We start from the raw sequence: 20,366 nt of genomic DNA, 5'->3' as shown, positions 1-20,366 counted from the left end.
TCCGTTTCTCAAGTCAGGAAAGATCGACCGGTTTGCTTCTCAGCCGTCCGACGGTCTCCGGCTCTGCACGCCGGCAGGCAACGGGAGGCAGGCCTTTTGCAATCTGGGTCATGTCTTCCAGAACGAGTGCGCCGATCTGTTGGAGGGCGGAGGTCAAGGCGCCCGCGCGATGGGCGGAGAACAGGATGCCCGGAACGCTCCGGATCGGGTCGTTGGCAGCGACCGGTTCTTCCGGGAACACGTCTGTCGCGATGCGTAGGCGGCCTTTGGACGCCTCGTTTGCAAGGGCGTTGAAATCGGCGATCGCCGCCCGGCTCAGAAGAATCAGCATCGCCTGATCCTGCATCATTGAAAGCTTTTCAGCGTCGAGCAGATGGGCGTTCTCCGTTGTGATGGAGGCCACGACAAAGATCACTCGGTTCTGTTGCAACAGGTTATCCAGGGATGCGGGTTCGACACCAAGGCGGCGCAGGTGATTGTCAGGCAGCCAGGGGTCGAACGCCGAGACCTTCGCCTGGAAAGGCGCAAGCAGCTTATGAAGGGCGCGTCCAAGATCTCCGAAACCTATGAAACCGATCCTGCTGCCGGTCAGCAGCTCCGCCTTTGTGTTGCCTTCAAGGCCGTATTTTTCGTTTCCCGAGAGAAAGTCGCTGTGGCTGGAATGAACGCCGCGCGCCAGTGACAGTGCCATGCAAAGACCCATTTCGGCAACGGGCAGCGCGAAAACCGAGGCCGGTGTCAGAACGTGCACGCCGCGCCGCAGGCAGGCGGCATAGTCCACATTTGGGAGGAAGTTCGTTTCCACGTTGATGAGGGCCCTGAGCTTTGTCGCCCGCTCAAGCCTGTCGGCTTCCATGGCCTCCTGGCTGATGATGATGTCAACCTCAGGAAGATAGCGCTCGTAGGCAGCCTTGCGCTCCGAAGGATCAATTTCGATTACGTCAAATTCGGAAAAGAATCTGTTCCGGTCATCGGTGCTGAAGATCTCATCCGTCTGGCGTGGGGCGGGATCATAAAGAACACGCATCTTTCGTTTCTCCCAAAAAACGATTTACATCATAAAACGTTTTTTCTAGCATTGGCGCAAGGAGGAGTTTGTCGATGCCCGACAAGGCTGCGCAAAAGCAGCGGGGGTCGAGGCCGTCCATTCGCGATGTTGCGCGGAAAGCGGGGGTTTCACCCGGATGCGTTTCCAATGTGATCAACGGCCGCCGCAAGCTGGACGATCCCATCGGCCGTGCCGTGCTGCAGGCGGTCCGCGATCTCGGGTATCGCCGCAACACAATGGCGTCCAATCTCCGGCGCAGCCAGAGCCGGATCATCGGGCTCGTAATTCCGAATTTTGAGAACCCGTTCTTCGCTGAGCTGGTGGCAAAGCTGGAACACCGGGCCGAGGCTACCAATTATCGCATCGTTGCCACATCAAGTCGGGAAGACGCTGATATCGAAGCGCGGGAGATTGACGAACTGGTTGGGTGGCGCGTGGCAGGAGTTTTCGTGATCCCCTCGCTCTATTCCCGCGTTGCGGAGCTTGTTGAGGCCAACGAGACGCCTTTTGTTTTTCTTGACCGCGTCCAGCAGGATGCGGCGAACGACGGTGTCGGGGTCAACAATGCCGATGCCAGCGCGATGTTGATGCGCAAACTCTTTGAAACCGGTCATCACCGCATCCTGGTCGCTTATCTTGGAGATGGGATCGACAATGTCGCGGAACGCCTGGAAGGGGTACGTGCTGCCGTTGCCGGGCATAACGAGAAGGTCGCCGTCGACTACTTGCCGACAGGCGACAGCGTTGAGGGAGCACGCGCTGCGCTTGGGTCATATTTCGACGAAAACCCGAAGCCGGATGCCGTGTTCTGCTTGTTCAATACGGCCACGTTGGCTGCCTATGGCTTGCTGCAGGAACGCGGTTTTGTTCTGGGGCGCGACACAGCACTCGCCGGTTTCGATGACAGTGCCTGGATGGCGCATGTTCATCCGCCCGTTGCAGCGATCGTCCAGCCCATCGAAGAAATTGCAAAGGTTGCCTGGGAACGGCTCTTGGCCCGGATAGAAGGCGACCGGTCGCCCCCGGAAACGATCCGCATTGATTGCCGCCTGGAGACACGGGGATCCCTTGGTCCCGGTCAGCCGCAGCAGCGATGAGAAGAATACCGGCGTGAGTGCGCCAGGTTGGAAGTGAGGGCGACACAGAAGCGCCCGAAGAGCACAGACGACAAAAGTGGAGGAAAGCAAATGTTCAAGGAGTTGACTGTAACTGCCTTTGTGGCGCTGCTGGCCGTACCAGCACAGGCCGAAACCTATGGTGTCCTGATGAAAACCCTGTCGAACCCGTTTTGGGGTGCGATGGAACTGGGCGTCCGCGACGGCGCCGGTGAAGCGGGCGTTGAATACTATTTGCAGGCCGTGGAAAACGATCAGGCCGCCGAGCCGCAACTCAATGTCTGCAACACGATGCTTGAGCGTCAGCCAGATGCGATGATCACTGCGGCAATCAACTCGACGATCCTGCTACCCTGCCTGAAGCGGGCAACCGAAATGGGTATTCCGGTCGTCGATCTTGACGGCAATCTCGACCACAAGATTGCCACCGATGCAGGTGTCGACATCGCGTTCTCGATCGGCTCGGACAATGTGGCCGCAGGCGCCCAGGGCGCGGAGTGGCTCGTTGGTCAGGTCGGCGCGGATGCCAAGGGCCCGGTTCTGGTCATTGAGGGCCTCTCCGGCAATGTCACGGGTCAGAAGCGTGCCAACGGTTTTTCGGAAAAACTGGCCGAACTGGCTCCCGGGCTTGAAATTGTCGCCTCGCTTCCGGGGGACTGGGATCGCGGCAAGGCCGCCAACATCACCAATGATATCCTGACAGCCAATCCGGAACTCGTGGCCATCTTTGCCGCAAATGACGGCATGGCGCTCGGCGCGGTTGAAACCGTCTATGCAGCTGGAAAAGGTGATCAGGTCACGGTGATTGGTGTTGATGGCAATTCCGACGCGGTCAAGTCGATCAAGTCCGGCCGGCTCAACGCGTCAGTTGCGCAGCTGCCGTATCTGGTCGGCAAGCAGGCCGTCGAGATGGTGAAGGCCGGTGGTGATCAGCCGGACTGGGTCTATGTCCCGACCATGGTGCTGACAAAGGAGGTGCTTGAAAGCGGCTCCGACCCGATGCTCGAATACGTCAAGTAACAGCAACAATGCGGGCCGCCAGATCGATGAATGCTCAACCGGGACCGGTTGAACAAACAGAAGCTGGTCTGGCGGCCCGCATATTCCGGGTGGGCACATGCTGAAACTCCTTGAAAGAACACACGTCCGCGGGGAGTCGCTGGCCGTTCTCCTCGTGCTGATCGTCATCATGGCGGTGCTGTCGCCCGTGACCGGGTCAGGCGTGCGGGTCTTCCTGACCGCAAACAATTTCTTCAACATCATCCTGGCGAGCGCGACGTTCGGCATTCTGGCAATCGGTGCGACCTTCGTGATCAGCGCAGCCGGGATTGATCTCTCGCTCGGCTCTGTTCTGGGGCTGGCATCTGTCACGGGCGCAGCCCTTGTCGTCACGCTCGAGATGCCCTGGTATTTTGCGATCATCGGCTCGCTGTGCGCGGGCGCTGCTGCCGGGGCCGTCAACGGTTTCATCGTAACGCGCGGACGGGTCCCTGCGTTCATTGTAACGCTCGGGATGCTGGGCATCGCGCGCGGGCTGGCGCTGATCATCTCCAGCGGGAGAGGAATCTACGGGCTGCCGGAAGAGATCCTGTTCCTCGGGCAGGCGCGGCCATTCGGCGTTCCGACGCCTGTCTTCATTCTTCTCTTCGTCGCGCTGGCCTCTCATTATGTGCTGGCGCACACCCCGTTCGGGCATCACACGCTCGCCCTGGGCGACAATGAGAATTCGGCCCGCGCTACCGGCATCAATATCCGGCGGCAGCGCATGATGCTTTATACGATCTCCGGCCTGATGGCCGGTATTGCCGGGCTGATTTTCACCGCACGCGTAAACACCGGCGATCCGACCGCCGGTTTGAACTATGAGCTTCTGGCGATCACCGCTGCGATCATTGGCGGGACGAACCTTTTCGGTGGCCGCGGCTCAATCCTCGGAACGATGATTGGTGCGCTCATCATGGGTGTCTTGCAGAACGGGCTCAATCTCATGGCCGTGCAGGCTTACTACCAGCAAATGGCCATTGGCGCAGTCCTGATCGCGGCTGTCTGGCTCGACCAGATCCGGACACGGGGGAGGTCGCTTCAATGAGTCTTCTGGAACTCTCCGGTGTCGAGAAGAGTTTTGGTCCTGTGCAGGTCCTACATGGGGTGAACCTGACGGTCGATGCGGGCGAGGTGATCGGTCTCGTTGGCGACAATGGTGCCGGTAAATCCACCCTCATGAAAACGATCACCGGGGTCTACACGACCGACAAGGGACGCATAAGCTTCGACGGTGCAGACGTCACTGGCCGGAATCCCGGTGAGCGCCGCGAAAGCGGCATTGAAATGATCTATCAGGATCTTGCACTCGCGCCGCAACAGGACGTCGCCAACAACATTTTTCTCGGGCGGGAGCCGACCAAACGCTTTCTCGGCCTGTTGCCGGGCTTTGTCGACAAGTCGAAGATTGATGCCGAGGCCCAGCACATGATCGACAGGCTGGGTGTCCATGTTCCCTCGATCCACCTGCCGGTCGGTATGCTCTCGGGCGGGCAACAACAGACCATCGCAATTGCCCGTGCCCTGACGTTCAAGCCGAAGCTGGTGATCATGGACGAGCCGACAGCAGCCTTGGCCGTGCGCGAGGTGGAAAGCGTGCTGAACCTGATCCGGCAAATGCGCGACGAAGGCATAGCGACAATTCTGATCAGCCACCGCCTCAACGATGTCTTTGAAGCCTGCGGCCGTATCGTGGTACTGCGCCGTGGAAATGTCATTGCCGATTTGAAACGGGACGAAACCGACATGGCCGAAGTCGTCTCTTACATCGTTGGCGCACACGGATAGGAACGCGATATGCCCCGTCTTGGACTGCATGGCCTTGCCTTCACCCCGCTCTGGAACCCCGGGGAAGCAGACCGCCTGTTGCCGCCGATTACCGCCCATGGCGTGACGGTCATTGAAACACCGCTTCTGGACCCCAAGAATTATGACAGTCTCGGCACGAGGCGCGCGGCTGAACGCAATGGCGTTGAGATCGTCTGTTCCCTGGGTCTGCCGGCAGATATCGACATCGTGCGTAGTCCCGGAGACGCTGTCGACTATCTGGGCTTTGCGCTGCAGGTGGCACGCGACGCAGGCGCAGGGACACTGTCCGGCGTCACCTATGGAACGATCGGCAAGACCTCGGGCGCGCCGGTCACTGAGCGTGAAAGCGACGCCATTTGCCGCCTTGTCGACCGGGTGGCGCAAAAGGCGCGGGATCTGAACATGCGCCTTGGGCTGGAGCCCTGCAACCGGTATGAGACCCACCTCTTGAACACGGCCCGGCAAACCGCGGAAATCATTGAGAGGGTCGGGGCGCAGAATGTGTTCATTCATCTGGATACCTACCACATGAACATCGAGGAAGCGGGCATGGCGGACGGGTTTGCGGATGCAGCCGAACATCTCGGATACGTCCACCTGTCTGAATCCAATCGCGGCGTACCCGGGCGGGGGACGCTCGACTGGGCGGCGACCTTCAAGGGACTGGCCGATGTCGGCTTCGAGGGCACGATGACGGTGGAGAGCTTTGTCTATCTGGCGCCGGAGATCGCATCTGGACTGGCAGTCTGGCGGCCCGTTGCCGATCGCCCGCAGGATGTCATCGAGGTCGGACTGCCGTTCCTCGTCGAGCAGGCAGAAGCAGCGGGGCTACGGCTGTCGTGACCGCTCCCCATGACATTTCGGTTGAAGACCTTGCGGCAAGAATTGTGGAGCGCGGGCAAATGCAGCGAAGCATCACGGCAGTCTGCGGCCCGCCGGGCGCGGGCAAGTCCACCCTCTCTGATGAACTTGCTGCGCAGCTGAACGAAAAGGATCCAGGCAGCGCCGCGGTCTTCCCGATGGACGGCTATCATTTCGACGATCTGATCCTGAACGCCCGTGGATGGCGTCCGCGAAAAGGCGCACCGCACACGTTCGATGTCGGCGGGTTCAGGCAAATGCTGATACGGCTCAAGCGAAACGAGGAAGACGAAATCGCCGTCCCCGTCTTTGACCGCAGCATCGAGATCGCGCGCAACAGTGCGCGCGTCATTCCGCGGTCAGTCCGGCACCTGATCGTTGAGGGAAACTATCTGCTGCTGGACGAAGCACCCTGGCGAGACCTGGGTCCACTCTTCGATACCACGGTCTTTCTGAACGTGCCGCTCACCGAACTTGAACGGCGTCTTGCCGAACGCTGGCAGGGCCTTTCAGAAACGGACCGCAAGGCAAAGCTTGAAGAAAACGATCTGCCGAATGCCCGGAAGGTTGTCAGCGGCAGCCTGCCGGCGGAATTCCAGATCGTTTTCAGACCCTGAAACGCGCTTTAGAACTGTCGCCTGTTGCTATCGACCCATCCAGCCACCATCGATCGTCACGATGGATCCGTGCATGTAGTCCGAAGCGCCAGAAGCCAGGAAGACGGCCGGACCGGCAAAGTCCTCTGCATTACCCCAGCGTCCGGCGGGGATACGTTCCAAGATCGACTTCGACCGCCCCGGGTCGTTGCGCAGCGCTTCGGTGTTGTCGGTCGCAATATAACCGGGCGCGATAGCGTTTACGTTCACCCCTTTCGCGGCCCATTCATTCGCAAATGCCTTTGTCAGCTGGCCGATCCCGCCCTTTGAGGCTGCGTAACCCGGAACGGTGATGCCGCCTTGAAAGGTCAAGAGGGACGCTGTGAAGATGATCTTGCCGGATCCGCGCGCGACCATTCCGGACCCGATTTCACGGGTCAAAAGGAACTGCGAGGAAAGGTTGATTTCAATCACCTCGTCCCAGATGTCATCGCCGTGCTCGGTCAGTGGCGCTCGTTTGATCGTACCGGCATTGTTCACCAGGATGTCGATGACGGGATGCTCTTCATTGACCTGCGCTGCGAAGGCTTTCAAGGCAGACCGGTCGCCGAAATCGCATTGGTAGGCGTGAAAGTTCCTGCCAAGTGCCTTGACCTCGGTTTCGATCGCGCTGCCGGAGCGTTCCAGGCTGGCACTGACGCCGATGATATCCGCCCCGGCTTCTGCGAGGGCCACCGTCATGGCCTTGCCGATCCCGCGCTTAGCGCCTGTGACAAGCGCGGTTTTTCCCGCAAGGCTGAAACTGTCCAAAACACTCATGCGTCGTTCCCGGTAATCTGGATCATGGATTTGATGGCGCTCGGATTCTGCGTAAGCGCTTCAAAAGCGCTCTGAATATCCTTGAGCGGTTGGATATCGGTGATGAAGCTGGAGCAGTCGACGACGCCTTCCGCCAGAAGCTGCATGGCCTGATCGTAGTCCTCGGGCCGGTAGACGCGGGCTCCGAAGAGTTCCAGCTCACGCCAGAAAAAGCGGAACATGTCCACATCCGGCTTTTTCGCATGGATGGCAACCATCACGATGCGGCCACGTGCGGCGGCGGCATCCGTCATCAGGTCAACGCCTGGCTGGCTACCCGAAACCTCGAACACGACGTCCGCTCCCTTGTCTCCTGTAAGGTCATTCACCTGTTCAGCGGCATCGGACGTTTTCGGATTGATTGTTTTGAAACCGAGCTTGTCCGCGTAGGCGAGGCGGCTTTCGCTGATCTCGCTGATCGTGACATTGCCGCCGGCATTGCGCGCAACGAGGGCGACCAGAAGTCCGATCGGGCCTCCGCCGATCACAAGCACGTCCTCGCCCGGCTTGACCTGAGCCCGGCTCACGTCGTGGCAGGCTACGGCCAGAGGTTCGATCAGGGCGGCGTGGGCAAGATCGAGGCCTTCGGGAAGAACATGGATCGTGTGCGCCGGGACGTTCCAGTATTCCTGGAAGGCACCTTCCGTATCGATCCCGATGAATTTGAGGTTGTGGCAGATATGCTCATGACCCGCGAGGCAGGCCGGACATTCGCCGCAGTGATCAAGCGGTCTGACGACAATCCGGTCTCCTTCTGCCAGACCGTCGACGCCGTCTCCGACAGACGCGATGGTGCCTGACATCTCGTGGCCGATCGTGCGCTCAAAGCCGACACGCTGGTCCATGTGACCAAGAAAGATATGGAGATCGGTCCCGCAGATACCGCAATAGGCCACCTTGATCTGGACTTCACCGGGCCCTGGAGCGGACACCTGCTTTTGTTCGAGTGAAAATGTTTTGTCACCGCGATAAACGGCAGCGTTGCTGAGCATGAAGACCTCTAGTGGGTAAGGATTTTGTGGGGTTCAAGAAGCGCCCAATCGAAGACAACCCCGGTGCCCGGTGTCTCCGGGGCAACCGCAAGATGGTTTTCAACCTTGAGGGGCTGCTTCGTATATTGATCGATCGGGAAGGAATGGACTTCGATCCAGCCTGCATTCACTTGCCCGGACACGAGACTGACGTGGAGCTCCTGCATGCCGTGGCTGCAGATCGGCAGATTGTGCTGGCGCGACAGATCGGCAACCTGCAGAAAGCCTGTCACGCCACCGCAGTTGGAGGCGTCCGGCTGGATGAAACTGAGCTTGGCATCCCTGAATGCGTATTCGAATTCATGGATTGTGTGCAGGTTCTCACCCATTGCAAGCGGGCAACCGGTTGCGTCCGCGATCTTCCCATATCCTGTGTAGTCGTCCGGAATGGTCGGCTCCTCGAACCAGAGAATATCGTAAGGTGCGAACGCGCGTGCCGCGTTGGTCGCTTCGTCTACAGACATGGAATAATTCGCGTCGACCATAAACGCAACGTCCGGACCAATGAGTTCCCTCACCGCTGCTATTCGCGAAAGGTCTTCTTCAAGGGTCGGCTGACCGATCTTGATTTTGACTCCGTTGAACCCGCGATCGAGATACCCTTGAATGCTTTTGAGCAGTTTGGGCAGCGGGAAATTGAGGTCGATCCCGCCGCAATAGGCCTTGCAGCGATTGTCTGCGCCGCCGGCCAGTTTCCAGAGTGGCCAACCGCGTTTCTTGCCTCGGATATCCCACAGCGCAATGTCGACGGCCGAAATCGCGAAGGACGCAATACCGCCGCGGCCGACATAGTGAATATGCCACTGCATGCCGTCATAAAGGTATTCGACGGCGCTTGCGTCCTGGCCCATCAGAAACGGGGCCAGGTCGTTGTGAACCATGGCGGCAATCGCGTGTCCGCCTTTGCCGCCCGTATACGTGTAACCCGTCCCCTCTGTTCCGTCGGTGAGCACAACAGTGACCGTAACCAGTTCGAACAGTGTGTGATCGCCATGCTTGGCATCGACAAGGACCTCCGCCAGGGGCACGTGGAACAGCTTCGTGCGGATCTCCTTGATCGCGGTCATTTGGCGAACTCCACATTCGACTGGCGGTTCATGACCCGTGTCTGGAAGAGGATCACGGCGAACAGGAAGGCACCCCGGATCACCATTTGCCAATAGGCGCTGAAGCTGATCCAACCCTTGCCGTTTTCAAAGTTCAGGATATTGAACACAAGACCCAGCAGAAGGGCTCCGGCAACGGTTGCGGGGATCGATCCGAGACCGCCGGTCAAAAGCGTACCGCCGACCACGACCGATGCGATGGCCGAAAGCTCCCAGCCGACGCCTTCCAGCGGTTGTCCGGCGCCGAACCCGGATGCCAGGAAAACACCCGCAAGCCCTGCGCAGCCACCGGACAGCGCGTAGGCAAAGATCTTGGCCCGATTGACCTTGAGCCCCATCATGACGGAAGCGTCTTCGCCGCCGCCGACGGCCAGGATCGTTCGGCCGAGACTGGTCATTTCCAGGACAATCCAGAGGCCGACGACCAGGATGCCGACGATCACGATGGTCCAGGGCACGATTCCCAGGGCCTTTTCCATGCCAAGCTGGGTGAAGTTCGATCCCCAGTCGACGGCAATCGTCTGGGCACCGGAAATGACGAGCGAGCCACCCTTTGCGCCCAGCATCGTCGCGAGTGTCGCGATAAACGGCGGGATCCTGCCGAAGACGATGCAGACCGCGTTGAAAAGGCCAAACGCGACGCCTGAAAGAATGGCAAGCGGCATGGCCACTTCGATCCCATAGGGGCTGAGATAGGCCGCAACGACCGAAGTGAAGGCGGCAACGGACCCGACGGACAGGTCGATGCCGCCGGTCAGGATGACAAAACACATGCCGACGGAAATCGCGATGAACATCGCGTTGTAATTCAGGAAGGATGTGATGTTGTAGGCGCCGCCGAAATTGTCATAGCGAAGCAGTCCGAAGGCGATCAGCACGAACAGCGCGATCCACACCGCCACCGATTGCGGGTTGCGCGAGATGTATTTGCGCATGTCAAAAGCGTTTTGATCAAGCACCTTCTTATTCCTTTCGCGCTTGCTGGATGTAAACGGCAGCCAGGATGATCGCGGCCTTGGCGATGAGCGCGACCTCGTCTTCGACGCCGTTGGCCAGCAAAGTGTATTTGACGAGCTGGATGATGACGGCGCCGAGAATGGCCCCGAATATCGGTGCTTTGCCGCCATGTAACAGCGCACCACCGACCACGGCGGCGGCAATCGCATCAAGCTCCATGAGATTGCCGTTTCGGGCAGCGTCCGAGGCGGAATTGATGGCGACGACAATCAGGCCGGCGAGCCCCGAGAGAACGGAACAGATGACATAGGCACCGATCTTGACGCGGCGCACCGGGCCGCCTGCAAGCCTTGCGGCCCGCTCGTTGCCGCCGATCGCCAGAAGGTATCGGCCGAAGATCGTCCGGTTCACCACCCAGAACAACAGGCAGGCGATCGCCAGGGCCAGCCATCCCTGGAAGGGAAACCCGAGGATCTTGCCGGTTCCCAGATAGCTGAATTCGGGATTGGAGAAGGTTTGAAGATTTCCGTTGGTGAGGACCTGCGCGATGCCTCTGCCTGAAATGAACAGGATGAGCGTCGCGATGATGGGCTGTACCTTGAGGACCGACACGATGATGCCGTTGAACAGGCCGCACACTAAGGCAGCCAACAGCGGACACAACAGCGCCGCGATCAGCCCCAGGACCGGATAGGCCTGTCCGAAATCGGACAGGAAGATCAAGGGGGCCAGGGCACCCGAGAGGGCCATCACCGCACCGACGGACAGGTCGATGCCGCCCGTCGCGATCACGAGGGTCATGCCCATGGCGACAATCGCGATTGTCGCGACCTGGGAGATATTGACGGCGAGCGTCTGTGTCTGGAGGAAGTTTGGCGTCACGATGATGTTGAAGACCAGAATGACCGCCAGTGCGATCAGGCCTCCGTGGTCTTTCAGGCGGGACGTATAATCTGTGCGCATGGTCTCTTCCGATGTCACACTGGTCATGTCGTTGCATCCTCGTGGTGGGCAAGCGCCCTGACCAGGGCATTTTCGGTAATGCCCGGATTGGTCAGCTCGGAAACTGCCTTGCCTTCATGCATCACAACGATGCGGTTAGCGCCTTCCACCAGCTCTTCGAATTCCGAGCTGATCAGGATGACAGCGTGGCCCTCGTCGACGAAGGTCCGGATGATTGCCTGGATTTCGCGCTTTGCACCGACATCGACACCGCGAGTCGGTTCGTCGAGGATCAGGATGTCGGGCTTGGTGGCCAGCCAGCGGGCAAGCAGGACCTTCTGCTGGTTTCCGCCGGAGAGTTCGCGAATGGGTTGATCCATGTGTGACGTCTTGATGCCGAGTTTTCGGATGAACTCGTCGACAAGCTCTTTTTCGCGATCGCGGTCGATCTGCCCGTTCCGCCGAAGGCTGGGCAAGAGCGCGAGCGTAAGGTTTTCCCGCACGGACATGTCCGGAACGATGCCCTCCGCCTTCCGGTCTTCCGTGAGGAAACCGATCCTGGCCCGGATCGCTTCGGAAGGTTCTGCCGGCTTGAATTCCTTGCCCTTCAGCCGGATGGTTCCGGACGTGAGAGTATCCAGACCGAAAATACTTCTTGCCGCCTCGGTGCGGCCTGACCCGAGCAGGCCACCAAGACCGACAATTTCACCGCGGTGGAGAGACATTGAAAAGTCTGACAGCCTTGGGCCCGTGGCAACTTTGTCGACAGCGAGCACGACTTCGTCGAAGGCGGCGCTGCCGCCCGCCAGTTCGGTCAGGCCCTCAGCCTCGATCTCTTTGGCGTTGCGTCCGAGCATGGCCGCGATCAGGTCCAGCTTTGATGTATCGGTTATTTCGCGGCAACCGACAGTCTGGCCGTCTCGCATGATGGTCACGCGGTCGCAGATCTGGAAAAGCTCGTCGAGAAAATGCGACACATAGAGCACGGATACGCCCGATGACTTAAGTTCCCTCACGACACCGAACAGGATTTCCACCTCGGAACTGTCCAATGACGAGGTCGGCTCATCCATGATGACAAGCTTGGCATCCATGGAAACGGCGCGCGCGATCGCCACCAGTTGCTGGATCGCGGTGGAATAGCTTCCGAGCGGGGCGGTGACGTCGATCTCAATGCCGAAGCGGGACAGAATTTCGCGGGTGCGTTTGTGCGCTTCCGGCCAGTTGATCATGAATCCGAACGATTTCGGTTCCTGGCCCATCACGACATTCTCGCTGACGGAACGCAGCGGAACGAGGTTCAGTTCCTGGTAGATCGTCGCTATTCCGGCGTTTTGTGCCTCTCGCGGCGACGACAGATGACTGGGGGCACCAGCAAATGTGACTTCGCCCTCGTCCCGGCGATAAAGCCCGGTGAGGATCTTGATCAGTGTCGATTTGCCCGCACCGTTTTGGCCAATGAGTGCATGAACTTCGCCGGGCTCGATTTCAAGAGATGCGTTTCGCAGCGCCGGTACGCCGCCGAAATGCTTCTTGATCCCGGTCATGGTGAGCAAAGGTGCCATGTCGGTTCCTGTCAACATGAAAGGAAAATGGCCGGAAGGGTGGTCCCTTCCGGCCAATGGCATCAATAGGCTTCGTCGATATTCGCCGCAGCATTGTCTGTGGTGAAGATACGGTCCTTGACCTGCACCCAATGCTCGATGGTTTCACCGGAAGCGTACCGTTTCATGGTTTCGCAGGCGAGCGGTCCGAAGAACGGCGAGCTTTCAACGGTGACGCCCATTTTCCCGTCGATAATCGCCTGAAGCGCGTCCCGTGTCCCGTCGATCGAGACGATCAGAACGTCTTCGCCCGGCTTGCGTCCAGCCAGTTCAAGCGCTTGGATGGCACCGATCGCCATTTCATCGTTGTGGGCATAGACGATGTTGACATCGGGATGTGCCTGCAGAAGCGTTTCCATGACCTGGCGGCCGAGATCGCGGGCAAAGTCGCCGGACTGCGAGGCAACGATCTCAAAGCGGTCGTCCTGCAGGATGCGGTCATCGAATCCTTTCTTGCGGTCATTTGCAGGCGATGAGCCCGTTGTTCCTTCAAGTTCAACAATGATGCCCTTGTCACCCTTGAAGTTTTCGATTGTCCACTCTGCAACGCGGCGGCCCTGATCGATGAAATCAGACCCGAGGAAGGCCACGAAGTCTTCGCCGGGCTTGGCGGCATTCGGATCTACCGAGCGGTCGACCAGGAATGTCGGTATGCCTGCGGCCTTTGCTTTTTTAACAGCAGGTATAAGCGGTTTTTCCTCGCGTGGCGGCAGAAACAGGACGTCAATGCCCTGTGCAATCATGCTGTCGACATCCGCGACCTGCTTGGCCGCAGAACCGGCCGCGTCTGTCGCAATCAGGTCCCAGCCACAGCTCTCGGCCGTATCGTGAAAGGATTTGGTTTCCGCGATCCGCCAGGGATTGTTGGATTCCATTTGTGCAAAACCGACCTTGTATCGATCTTTCTGCTCAAGGGGCGGCAAGCCGGCCGCTGAAGCGATCGATGTCACCGCGCCAAAGGCGATGGCGGTTGCCAGCAAGAGTGTCCGTTTCATCATTTCCTCCACTTTAGTGCGACCAGAATCCCCCCGGTCGCGAGAACTTGAGGCCCTAACCCCAATTCAGATAGGCGGTCTGCTTGCGCAGATAGCCGTCGAAACCGTAGCGGCCGTCTTCTCCCCCAAGCCCTGACAGACCCCATCCGGTATGGAATCCCTGCACCGCCTCTCCATTGGACCGGTTGAGGTAAAGTTCTCCGAATTTCAGGCGGTAGGGTGCTTCGGCCAGACGCTTGTAGTCGCGGGTGAAAAGGTATGCCGACAGTCCGAATGATGTGTCGTTTGCATAGGCAACCGCCATGTCGAAATCGTCGACCCTGACAGCCGTTGCCACGGGTCCGAAGATCTCGTCCTGGACGGCAGGATTGTCGTTTCGTTTCGCTTCAAGAACGGTGGGCGCGAGCCAGTGTCCTTTCGCAAAGGGACCTTCCTCCAGTATGCCGCCTTTCAGGAGGACGTCAGCGCCGGACGAAATGCTTTGGGCGACGATGTCGGCAACCTTGTCCCGCTCCACGCGGCTGACCTTTGGGCCAAGGTCGACATTGGAGAGCGGGTCGCCGATCTTCAGCGCCTCGGACGCGGCAACGAATTTCTCCAGAAACTCGTCTGCGATCGCGCGGTGCAGATACATGCGTTCGTTGCAGGTGCAGATTTGTCCGCAATTGGTGTAGCGCGCAGCAACTGCGGCGGAAACCGCACTGTCGATGTCTGCATCTTCCATGACAAGGAAAGGCGCCTTGCCCCCAAGTTCGAGGCGAATGACTTTGATGTTTTCTGCGCCGGACCTGTAGATCTCGCGGCCCGCGCGCGTGCTTCCGGTCATCGTGACGAGATCGGAGAGCGGGCTTTGGACGAGGGCTTCCCCGACGACGCGTCCTTGACCGGTGACCACGTTGAATACGCCTGCTGGGAACCCGGCTTTCTCGCTCAATCGTGCAAGCGCGAGCCCCGACAGCGGGGTTGCCTCATGTGATAGCAGGACGAACGTGTTTCCGGCAACCAGCGCAGGTCCGAGCTTTCGCGCTGCCAGGGCAAAGGGATAATTCCAGGCGGTCAGACCAACGACAACACCGTAGGGGTGGCGTCTGATATGGATCTCTTCCGAACGATTGTCCGATACAACGATATCGCCTTCGATCCTGCGCGCATTTTCGGCGGCGTATCTCAGGAAGGTGATGCCGGCGTCAATCTCCTGAAGCGCATGGCTCAGCGGCTTGCCCTGTTCCCGAGTGACGAGGCGTGCCAGGTGCTGCTTTTGTGCCGCGACCTGATCGGCAAGCGCGGCGACAAGTCGGCCGCGTTCGACAGACGGCATTGCTGCCCATGCCGGGTGGGCCTTTCTTGCTGAAGTGAGCGCTTCGCCCGCGTCCTCGGCGTTGCCGTCCGGGATTGTCGCGACAATGCTTTCGTTCGCTGGGTTCTCGACTTCGAGAGCGTTCGCCTGGCCGCGTTCAACCCACTGACCATTGATGAACATCCCGGCGGCTGTAGGCATATCGGAACTGAGGGTAATGTCGAACACGAGAATGAGTTACCTTTGGTATGACCAAACTTTCACAAGTAAGTTGCTAATCGAGACCAAAGTCAATCTTAAATTAGAAAAATGGTACTTAAAAATAACAAACACATGAAAAACAACAGATTTTAGGGGTTTTTGTTCGTGTGTGTGGAAAAAATCGCTTTACGAAAACGAAATTTATGTCATACCAAAACAGATGAAAACAATGACGCGGGAGTGTTGACGCCTCATGGACATCGGGAACGATACGGGTCGCGCGGCAGATAGTGTGGTTGCGATGCTGGAAGCGAAAATTGTTTCCGGTGAACTGGAAAACCAGACGCCACTACCGGCCGAGCGGGAGCTGATGGAACAGTTCGGCGCAAGCCGCACCGTTATCCGGGAGGCGATCTCCAAGCTGTCCAGCAGAGGCCTGATAGAAACACGCCCACGATTCCGGCCGATCGTCCGCAAACCGGATTATGCCACCGTGCTGCACGCATGCGGCAATGTTGTTCAGCACCTTCTGACCGAGCGCTCTGGCATCAAGAACCTTTACGACAGTCGCGTCTTCATTGAGCGCGCACTGGTGCGCGAAGCCGCCGTGGCAGCGCGAAAGGAAGATATCGTCAATTTGAAGACGGCCCTGGAAGACAACCGGCAGGCCATACCGGACTCGCAGGAATTCTATCGAACGGATGTTGCGTTCCACGGAGTGCTGTATCGCATTCCGAGAAACCCGATCTTCCCGACGATGCACGAAGGATATACGTCCTGGTTGGCGCCGCAATGGGATCGGATGCTGCGCTCGCCGGAACGCAACGAGGTGAACTACCTTGCGCACAAGGCCATCCTGGATGCCATTTTGGAACGCGATCCGGTTGCCGCCGAAGAAGCTCTGACCAACCACTTGAAAGCAGCGTGGGAATTTGTCCGCGTGACCTTCGACTGGGGCGACGAATGACCTCAGAATACGACTTCATCGTCGTCGGCGGAGGCTCGGGTGGCGCGGTTGCCGCATCGCGTCTAGTCACACAGGGCGGCGCGCGCGTCCTGCTGTTGGAAGCAGGTTTTTCGCACAAACATCCGTTGCTTGATATGCCGCCTGGCATCTTCAAGATGATCAACGGTTCCAAATACATGCGGTACCACAAGACAACGCCGCAGCCGCATCTGGAAGGCCGAGTGCACGATATTCCTCAGGGCAATGTTCTTGGGGGTGGTTCGTCAGTGAACGCGCAGGTCTATATGCGCGGGCGTCCCGCAGATTACGATGCCTGGAACGACGTCTTGAGCGGCAACAACGACAATCCCGGCTGGGGCTGGTCGGATGTGTTGCCGCATTTTAGAGGAATGGAGGCCAACAATCGGCTGGCGGGAGATCTCCATGGCACCGACGGCGAGGTGAAGGTTTCCGATCCCGGTTATGTCGACACGGTGTCGCGCTGGTTCGTTCAGTCGGTTCAGGCAGTCGGCGAACCTTATAATACGGACTTCAATGGACCGTCGCAGCGCGGTGTCGGCTTTTATCAGTTCACGAACAGGAACGGCCGCAGAAGTTCAACTGCCTACGCGTTCCTGGAACCGCTTCGCGGCGATCCAAGACTTACCGTGAAGCTGCAGGCGTCAGTGGAAAAGGTCCTGATTGAAAACGGCCGCGCTGTTGGGGTCCGTTATAGCGATGCCTCCGGAACGCACACTGTAAACACCTCTGGCGAAATCATTCTTGCCGCAGGTGCCCTGGTCACACCGAAAATTCTTATGTTGTCCGGTGTCGGTCCGGCTGATCATCTGAGAGAATTCGGGATCCCGGTTGAAAGCGAGCTCCCCGGGGTCGGGCAAAACCTGATCGACCATCCCGAAGTGCCGATTACCGCCTATGCCAATGGTCCGCACGGCTACTACCGGCAGGGCGAGGGCTGGCGGATGCTGCTGAATGGCCTCCAGTTCAAGATTTTCGGCAGCGGCCGCATCACCTCGGCCGGTGTCGAGGCCGGCGCGTTCGTCAATCCGCGCAATCGTGAGGAAGATCCGACGATCCAGGCATTCTGCGTGCCGATAGTTTACCTGGACCGGGATGCCCAGTCCGAATTGAAAGACGGGTACGGCGTCACCGTAACGACCGTGGTTGTGAAGCCGAAGTCCCGCGGTGAGGTCCGGCTCGCGTCCGCCGAACCCGCAGACATGCCGATCGTGTGTCCGAATCTTTTGAAGGAGGAAGAGGACATGCAGGAAATGATGGCCGGGCAGCGCTTCTTTCTGGATGCGCTTCAGTCCGATCCCATTGCGTCGAAACTTGAGAAGATCGCAATTCCGGATCCGCGAAAGTGTTCAGACGAAGAATTGCGAAGCCATTGTAAACGGTTCGTCAAAACGAACTATCACCCTGCGGGTACAGCGCGCATGGGTGCCGACGGCGATGCCATGGCAGTCCTTGACGGAAGATTGCGCGTGCGCGGCGTGGACAACCTGCGTGTCTGCGACATGTCTGCGGTTCCAGACATCAACGCGGGTAACACGAATGCACCGGCGATGATGCTCGGATCGCGATGCGCGGAGTTTATTCTGCAGTAGCGCCAGTTACCGCTCTTTGCCGTAAACGGGCTCAGGCGAACGACCGCGGCCTGAGAATTTCCGTGCCTTGTTCGCCTTGGTGTCTCATCGATTTGCAGCGTTCAGCGCCAGAGGGCTGCGCCCTAAAAGAATACATGCTGAGATAGAAATTTCATTTGAATGCTATTAAAAGTAGATTGTTTTTTCACATAGTGATCCAACATTCAGAGCCGCAACGCTCAACTTTTCCCATTAAAATCAGATAATTAACTACCAAAAACCGGTTTCGTACATTAATCTGGACTCTCCAAACATCAGATGTTTAGTATCTTCGTATGAATGAGCTTCTGTACTATGACCTTAAGGACGCAAGTGGCGTCGCACCTGGACTGGCAACACAGGTTTCTCGCGAGATCGGGCGAAGAATAGTTGGCGGCCACTACCGCGAAGACGAACTGATCGAGGATGAGACCAAGCTTGCGAGCAGGTTTGGTGTCAGCAAGTCGGTCGTCCGGGAAGCTGTAAAGCTACTCGTCGGCAAGGGCCTGCTTGAGGTGCGCCGGGGAAGTGGCACGCGGGTTCGCCGAAGGGCGAGTTGGGCGCTTCTGGATGACGATGTGCTGGCCTGGCATCTTTCGGTCGATCCCAAGCCGGACTTTCTGCGGCAATTGATGGATATCCGGCGGATGATGGAGCCGAAGGCGGCGGCCTGGGCAGCTGTTTTCGGAACCGAGGCTGAGCACGCTGACATCCGGGATGCCCAGCTCAAGATGGAAGACGACCGGACGTCGGTTCAGGAATTTGTCGTCGCTGACGCCCTGTTTCACCGGTCCATTCTGCGCGCAGCGAACAACGAGTTTTTGAGAGCGATGGAAGGTGTCATTTTTTCCGCGCTCCTCAGCTCAATCCGCCTGACCAATGCGGATCCGCGCGAAAACGAAAGTTCCATACCCTTTCACCGGGAGGTCATGGAGGCGATCCTCGCCCGAAATGCCGATCTCGCGGAAGAAAAAATGCTCCACTTGCTGAGCGACACGACCACCCGGCTCTCCGGGGCCATCAAGGGATTTGCCGTGTCCGGCTAAGGACGCAATCAGAGTTTCGCAGTGGTGCTCGGAAGGCCCGCTGCAGATCCAGACGATACCGGCGCCTTGCCGGGTCGAAGGCGGCGTTGCGAGTTGGGTTCAAACAGCCTCGCAACGCCAGGTTTACTGCGCGTGAATGAGCAGGAAACCGGGTGAAGTCAGGCGTCGGAAAGCGCCTAAGCATCGGACAGGAGGATAGGATGTTTCCCAGCAATAAGAAAGGCTTATTGGTAGCAGGAACGGCTTTGGCCACACTTTGTGGTGCAGGTGCGGCAAGTTCGGCGGAGATGGTGGCTTTGCTGCTTCCGGAGAATGTGAACCCCCGTTGGGAACAGCAGGATGCGGCCGCTTTCGTGTCCACCATGAAAGAAATCGCACCGGATGTGAAAGTTGAGGTTTTTAATGCCAACAACGACACATCCGTCCAGCAGCGTCAGGCGGAACAAGCGCTCACTCAAGGTGCCAAGGTGCTGGTGGTGATCCCGATCGATGGCGAAAGCTCGGCGGTGATCGCTGACATGGCGGCCGAGGAGGGTGTTCCGACGATTGCATATGACCGCATGATCAACTCGGAAAACACGAGTTTTTGGGTTCAGGCGGATCTTGAAGGCATGGGATTTGATCAGGCATCCCACGTCATCGAGAACACCAAGGATGGTGACACGCTCGTCCTCCTGAAGGGGTCTCCGACAGATCCCAATGCAGCCGTCATACACAACGGTCAGCTTCGTGCGCTGCAGCCGCTGTTTGACAGCGGAAAACGGATCATGGGGTATGAGAACTGGACTCAAGGATGGGATCCGGCAATCGCAAGACGGTCCATGGATCAGGCGCTTACTCAGTTGAACAACAACGTGCAGGGTGTGGTGTCATCAAATGACGGCAACGCCGGCGCTGCGATCGCGGCACTGGAGGAGCAAGGCATGGCCGGAACGATGCCGGTTTCCGGGCTCGACTGCACGGTACAGGCGCAGCAACTGATGCTCCTCGGAAAACAGACCCAGTGCGGATGGCGGCCATTGGCCGATATGGCCAATGCGGCAGCACAGGTCACCGTGCGCCTGGTGAACGGAGAGGATTTTTCAGATCTTGCGCCGCAGAAGGTGACGAATGGTATTGGCGCTGAAGTCGCCTACGTCCCGGTCGGATCCTATTCAGCCCTTGGTGCTGAAGGCGTCGCTTATGTGGTGGAAAACGATCCGTCCATCACGAAGGAAATGGTCTGCCAGGGCGAAGCCGCGGCAACCGACTTCTGCAAATAAGC

General features: G+C 58.6%; 19 protein-coding genes. 10 read left to right on the top strand and 9 right to left on the bottom strand.

Annotated elements, in window-relative coordinates; translation table 11 throughout:
* Nucleotides 1–13 precede the first annotated feature (13 nt).
* Nucleotides 14–1,027, bottom strand: a complete 1,014-nt coding sequence (locus tag Q0915_RS26565) for an NAD(P)-dependent oxidoreductase (protein WP_299483752.1) — start codon at nt 1,025–1,027, stop codon at nt 14–16.
* Nucleotides 1,028–1,101: 74 nt separating this feature from the next.
* Between Q0915_RS26565 and Q0915_RS26560 the strand changes: the two genes are divergently transcribed.
* The 6 genes from Q0915_RS26560 to Q0915_RS26535 all read left to right on the top strand — a co-directional run bounded on the left by Q0915_RS26560 (nt 1,102) and on the right by Q0915_RS26535 (nt 6,491).
* A complete protein-coding gene (locus Q0915_RS26560; protein WP_299483751.1) occupies nt 1,102–2,145 on the top strand; it encodes a LacI family DNA-binding transcriptional regulator in 1,044 nt (347 codons plus the stop codon).
* Between the two features lie 90 nt (nt 2,146–2,235).
* Nucleotides 2,236–3,183: a substrate-binding domain-containing protein gene (locus Q0915_RS26555; protein ID WP_299483750.1), complete on the top strand. Its 948-nt coding sequence runs from the start codon at nt 2,236–2,238 to the stop codon at nt 3,181–3,183.
* Nucleotides 3,184–3,280: 97 nt separating this feature from the next.
* Complete coding sequence (locus tag Q0915_RS26550; protein ID WP_299483749.1) at nt 3,281–4,252, top strand: ABC transporter permease; 972 nt, start codon at nt 3,281–3,283, stop codon at nt 4,250–4,252.
* Nucleotides 4,249–4,992, top strand: coding sequence for an ATP-binding cassette domain-containing protein (locus Q0915_RS26545; protein ID WP_299483748.1), 744 nt, complete (start codon nt 4,249–4,251; stop codon nt 4,990–4,992). Before Q0915_RS26550 ends, Q0915_RS26545 begins: the two co-directional genes overlap by 4 nt.
* Nucleotides 4,993–5,001: 9 nt before the next feature.
* Nucleotides 5,002–5,856, top strand: coding sequence for a sugar phosphate isomerase/epimerase family protein (locus Q0915_RS26540; RefSeq protein ID WP_299483747.1), 855 nt, complete (start codon nt 5,002–5,004; stop codon nt 5,854–5,856).
* Complete coding sequence (locus Q0915_RS26535; protein ID WP_299483746.1) at nt 5,853–6,491, top strand: nucleoside/nucleotide kinase family protein; 639 nt, start codon at nt 5,853–5,855, stop codon at nt 6,489–6,491. Before Q0915_RS26540 ends, Q0915_RS26535 begins: the two co-directional genes overlap by 4 nt.
* Nucleotides 6,492–6,518: 27 nt before the next feature.
* Here the strand turns inward: Q0915_RS26535 and Q0915_RS26530 are convergent, their stop codons facing one another.
* The 8 genes from Q0915_RS26530 to Q0915_RS26495 all read right to left on the bottom strand — a co-directional run bounded on the left by Q0915_RS26530 (nt 6,519) and on the right by Q0915_RS26495 (nt 15,488).
* On the bottom strand, nt 6,519–7,289 hold the full coding sequence (locus Q0915_RS26530; RefSeq protein WP_299483745.1) for an SDR family NAD(P)-dependent oxidoreductase: 771 nt from the start codon (nt 7,287–7,289) through the stop codon (nt 6,519–6,521).
* On the bottom strand, nt 7,286–8,320 hold the full coding sequence (locus Q0915_RS26525; RefSeq protein WP_299483744.1) for an alcohol dehydrogenase catalytic domain-containing protein: 1,035 nt from the start codon (nt 8,318–8,320) through the stop codon (nt 7,286–7,288). The genes Q0915_RS26530 and Q0915_RS26525 overlap by 4 nt, the downstream gene beginning before the upstream one ends.
* Nucleotides 8,321–8,328: 8 nt before the next feature.
* Nucleotides 8,329–9,426 carry a mandelate racemase/muconate lactonizing enzyme family protein gene (locus Q0915_RS26520; RefSeq protein ID WP_299483743.1) on the bottom strand — a complete coding sequence of 366 codons (1,098 nt, stop codon included), beginning with the start codon at nt 9,424–9,426 and terminating at the stop codon, nt 8,329–8,331.
* Nucleotides 9,423–10,400 (bottom strand): ABC transporter permease, encoded by a 978-nt coding sequence (locus tag Q0915_RS26515; protein ID WP_299483850.1) that lies wholly within the window; start codon nt 10,398–10,400, stop codon nt 9,423–9,425. The genes Q0915_RS26520 and Q0915_RS26515 overlap by 4 nt, the downstream gene beginning before the upstream one ends.
* A 28-nt stretch (nt 10,401–10,428) precedes the next feature.
* A complete protein-coding gene (locus Q0915_RS26510; RefSeq protein WP_299483742.1) occupies nt 10,429–11,412 on the bottom strand; it encodes an ABC transporter permease in 984 nt (327 codons plus the stop codon).
* On the bottom strand, nt 11,409–12,929 hold the full coding sequence (locus Q0915_RS26505) for a sugar ABC transporter ATP-binding protein (RefSeq protein ID WP_299483741.1): 1,521 nt from the start codon (nt 12,927–12,929) through the stop codon (nt 11,409–11,411). The genes Q0915_RS26510 and Q0915_RS26505 overlap by 4 nt, the downstream gene beginning before the upstream one ends.
* A gap of 62 nt (nt 12,930–12,991) precedes the next feature.
* Nucleotides 12,992–13,963, bottom strand: a complete 972-nt coding sequence (locus tag Q0915_RS26500; RefSeq protein ID WP_299483740.1) for an ABC transporter substrate-binding protein — start codon at nt 13,961–13,963, stop codon at nt 12,992–12,994.
* Nucleotides 13,964–14,018: 55 nt separating this feature from the next.
* Nucleotides 14,019–15,488, bottom strand: a complete 1,470-nt coding sequence (locus tag Q0915_RS26495; protein ID WP_299483739.1) for an aldehyde dehydrogenase family protein — start codon at nt 15,486–15,488, stop codon at nt 14,019–14,021.
* Between the two features lie 226 nt (nt 15,489–15,714).
* Here Q0915_RS26495 and Q0915_RS26490 point away from each other — a divergent pair, with 226 nt between their 5' ends.
* The 4 genes from Q0915_RS26490 to Q0915_RS26475 all read left to right on the top strand — a co-directional run bounded on the left by Q0915_RS26490 (nt 15,715) and on the right by Q0915_RS26475 (nt 20,364).
* On the top strand, nt 15,715–16,428 hold the full coding sequence (locus tag Q0915_RS26490; protein WP_299483738.1) for an FCD domain-containing protein: 714 nt from the start codon (nt 15,715–15,717) through the stop codon (nt 16,426–16,428).
* Entirely contained in the window at nt 16,425–18,038 is a 1,614-nt protein-coding gene (locus Q0915_RS26485; RefSeq protein WP_299483737.1) for a GMC family oxidoreductase N-terminal domain-containing protein, read from the top strand. The genes Q0915_RS26490 and Q0915_RS26485 overlap by 4 nt, the downstream gene beginning before the upstream one ends.
* Nucleotides 18,039–18,352: 314 nt before the next feature.
* The gene (locus Q0915_RS26480; RefSeq protein WP_299483736.1) at nt 18,353–19,102 is read left to right on the top strand and encodes a FadR/GntR family transcriptional regulator; all 750 of its coding nucleotides are present in this window, start codon (nt 18,353–18,355) and stop codon (nt 19,100–19,102) included.
* 200 nt (nt 19,103–19,302) lie between these two features.
* Entirely contained in the window at nt 19,303–20,364 is a 1,062-nt protein-coding gene (locus tag Q0915_RS26475) for a sugar ABC transporter substrate-binding protein (protein ID WP_299483735.1), read from the top strand.
* Nucleotides 20,365–20,366: the final 2 nt, after the last annotated feature.

Origin of the sequence: uncultured Roseibium sp., assembly GCF_947494555.1 — a bacterium.
Taxonomy (GTDB): domain Bacteria; phylum Pseudomonadota; class Alphaproteobacteria; order Rhizobiales; family Stappiaceae; genus Roseibium.
The sequence above is the reverse complement of the archived record's forward strand: the minus strand, read 5'-3'. Positions and strand labels throughout refer to the sequence as shown.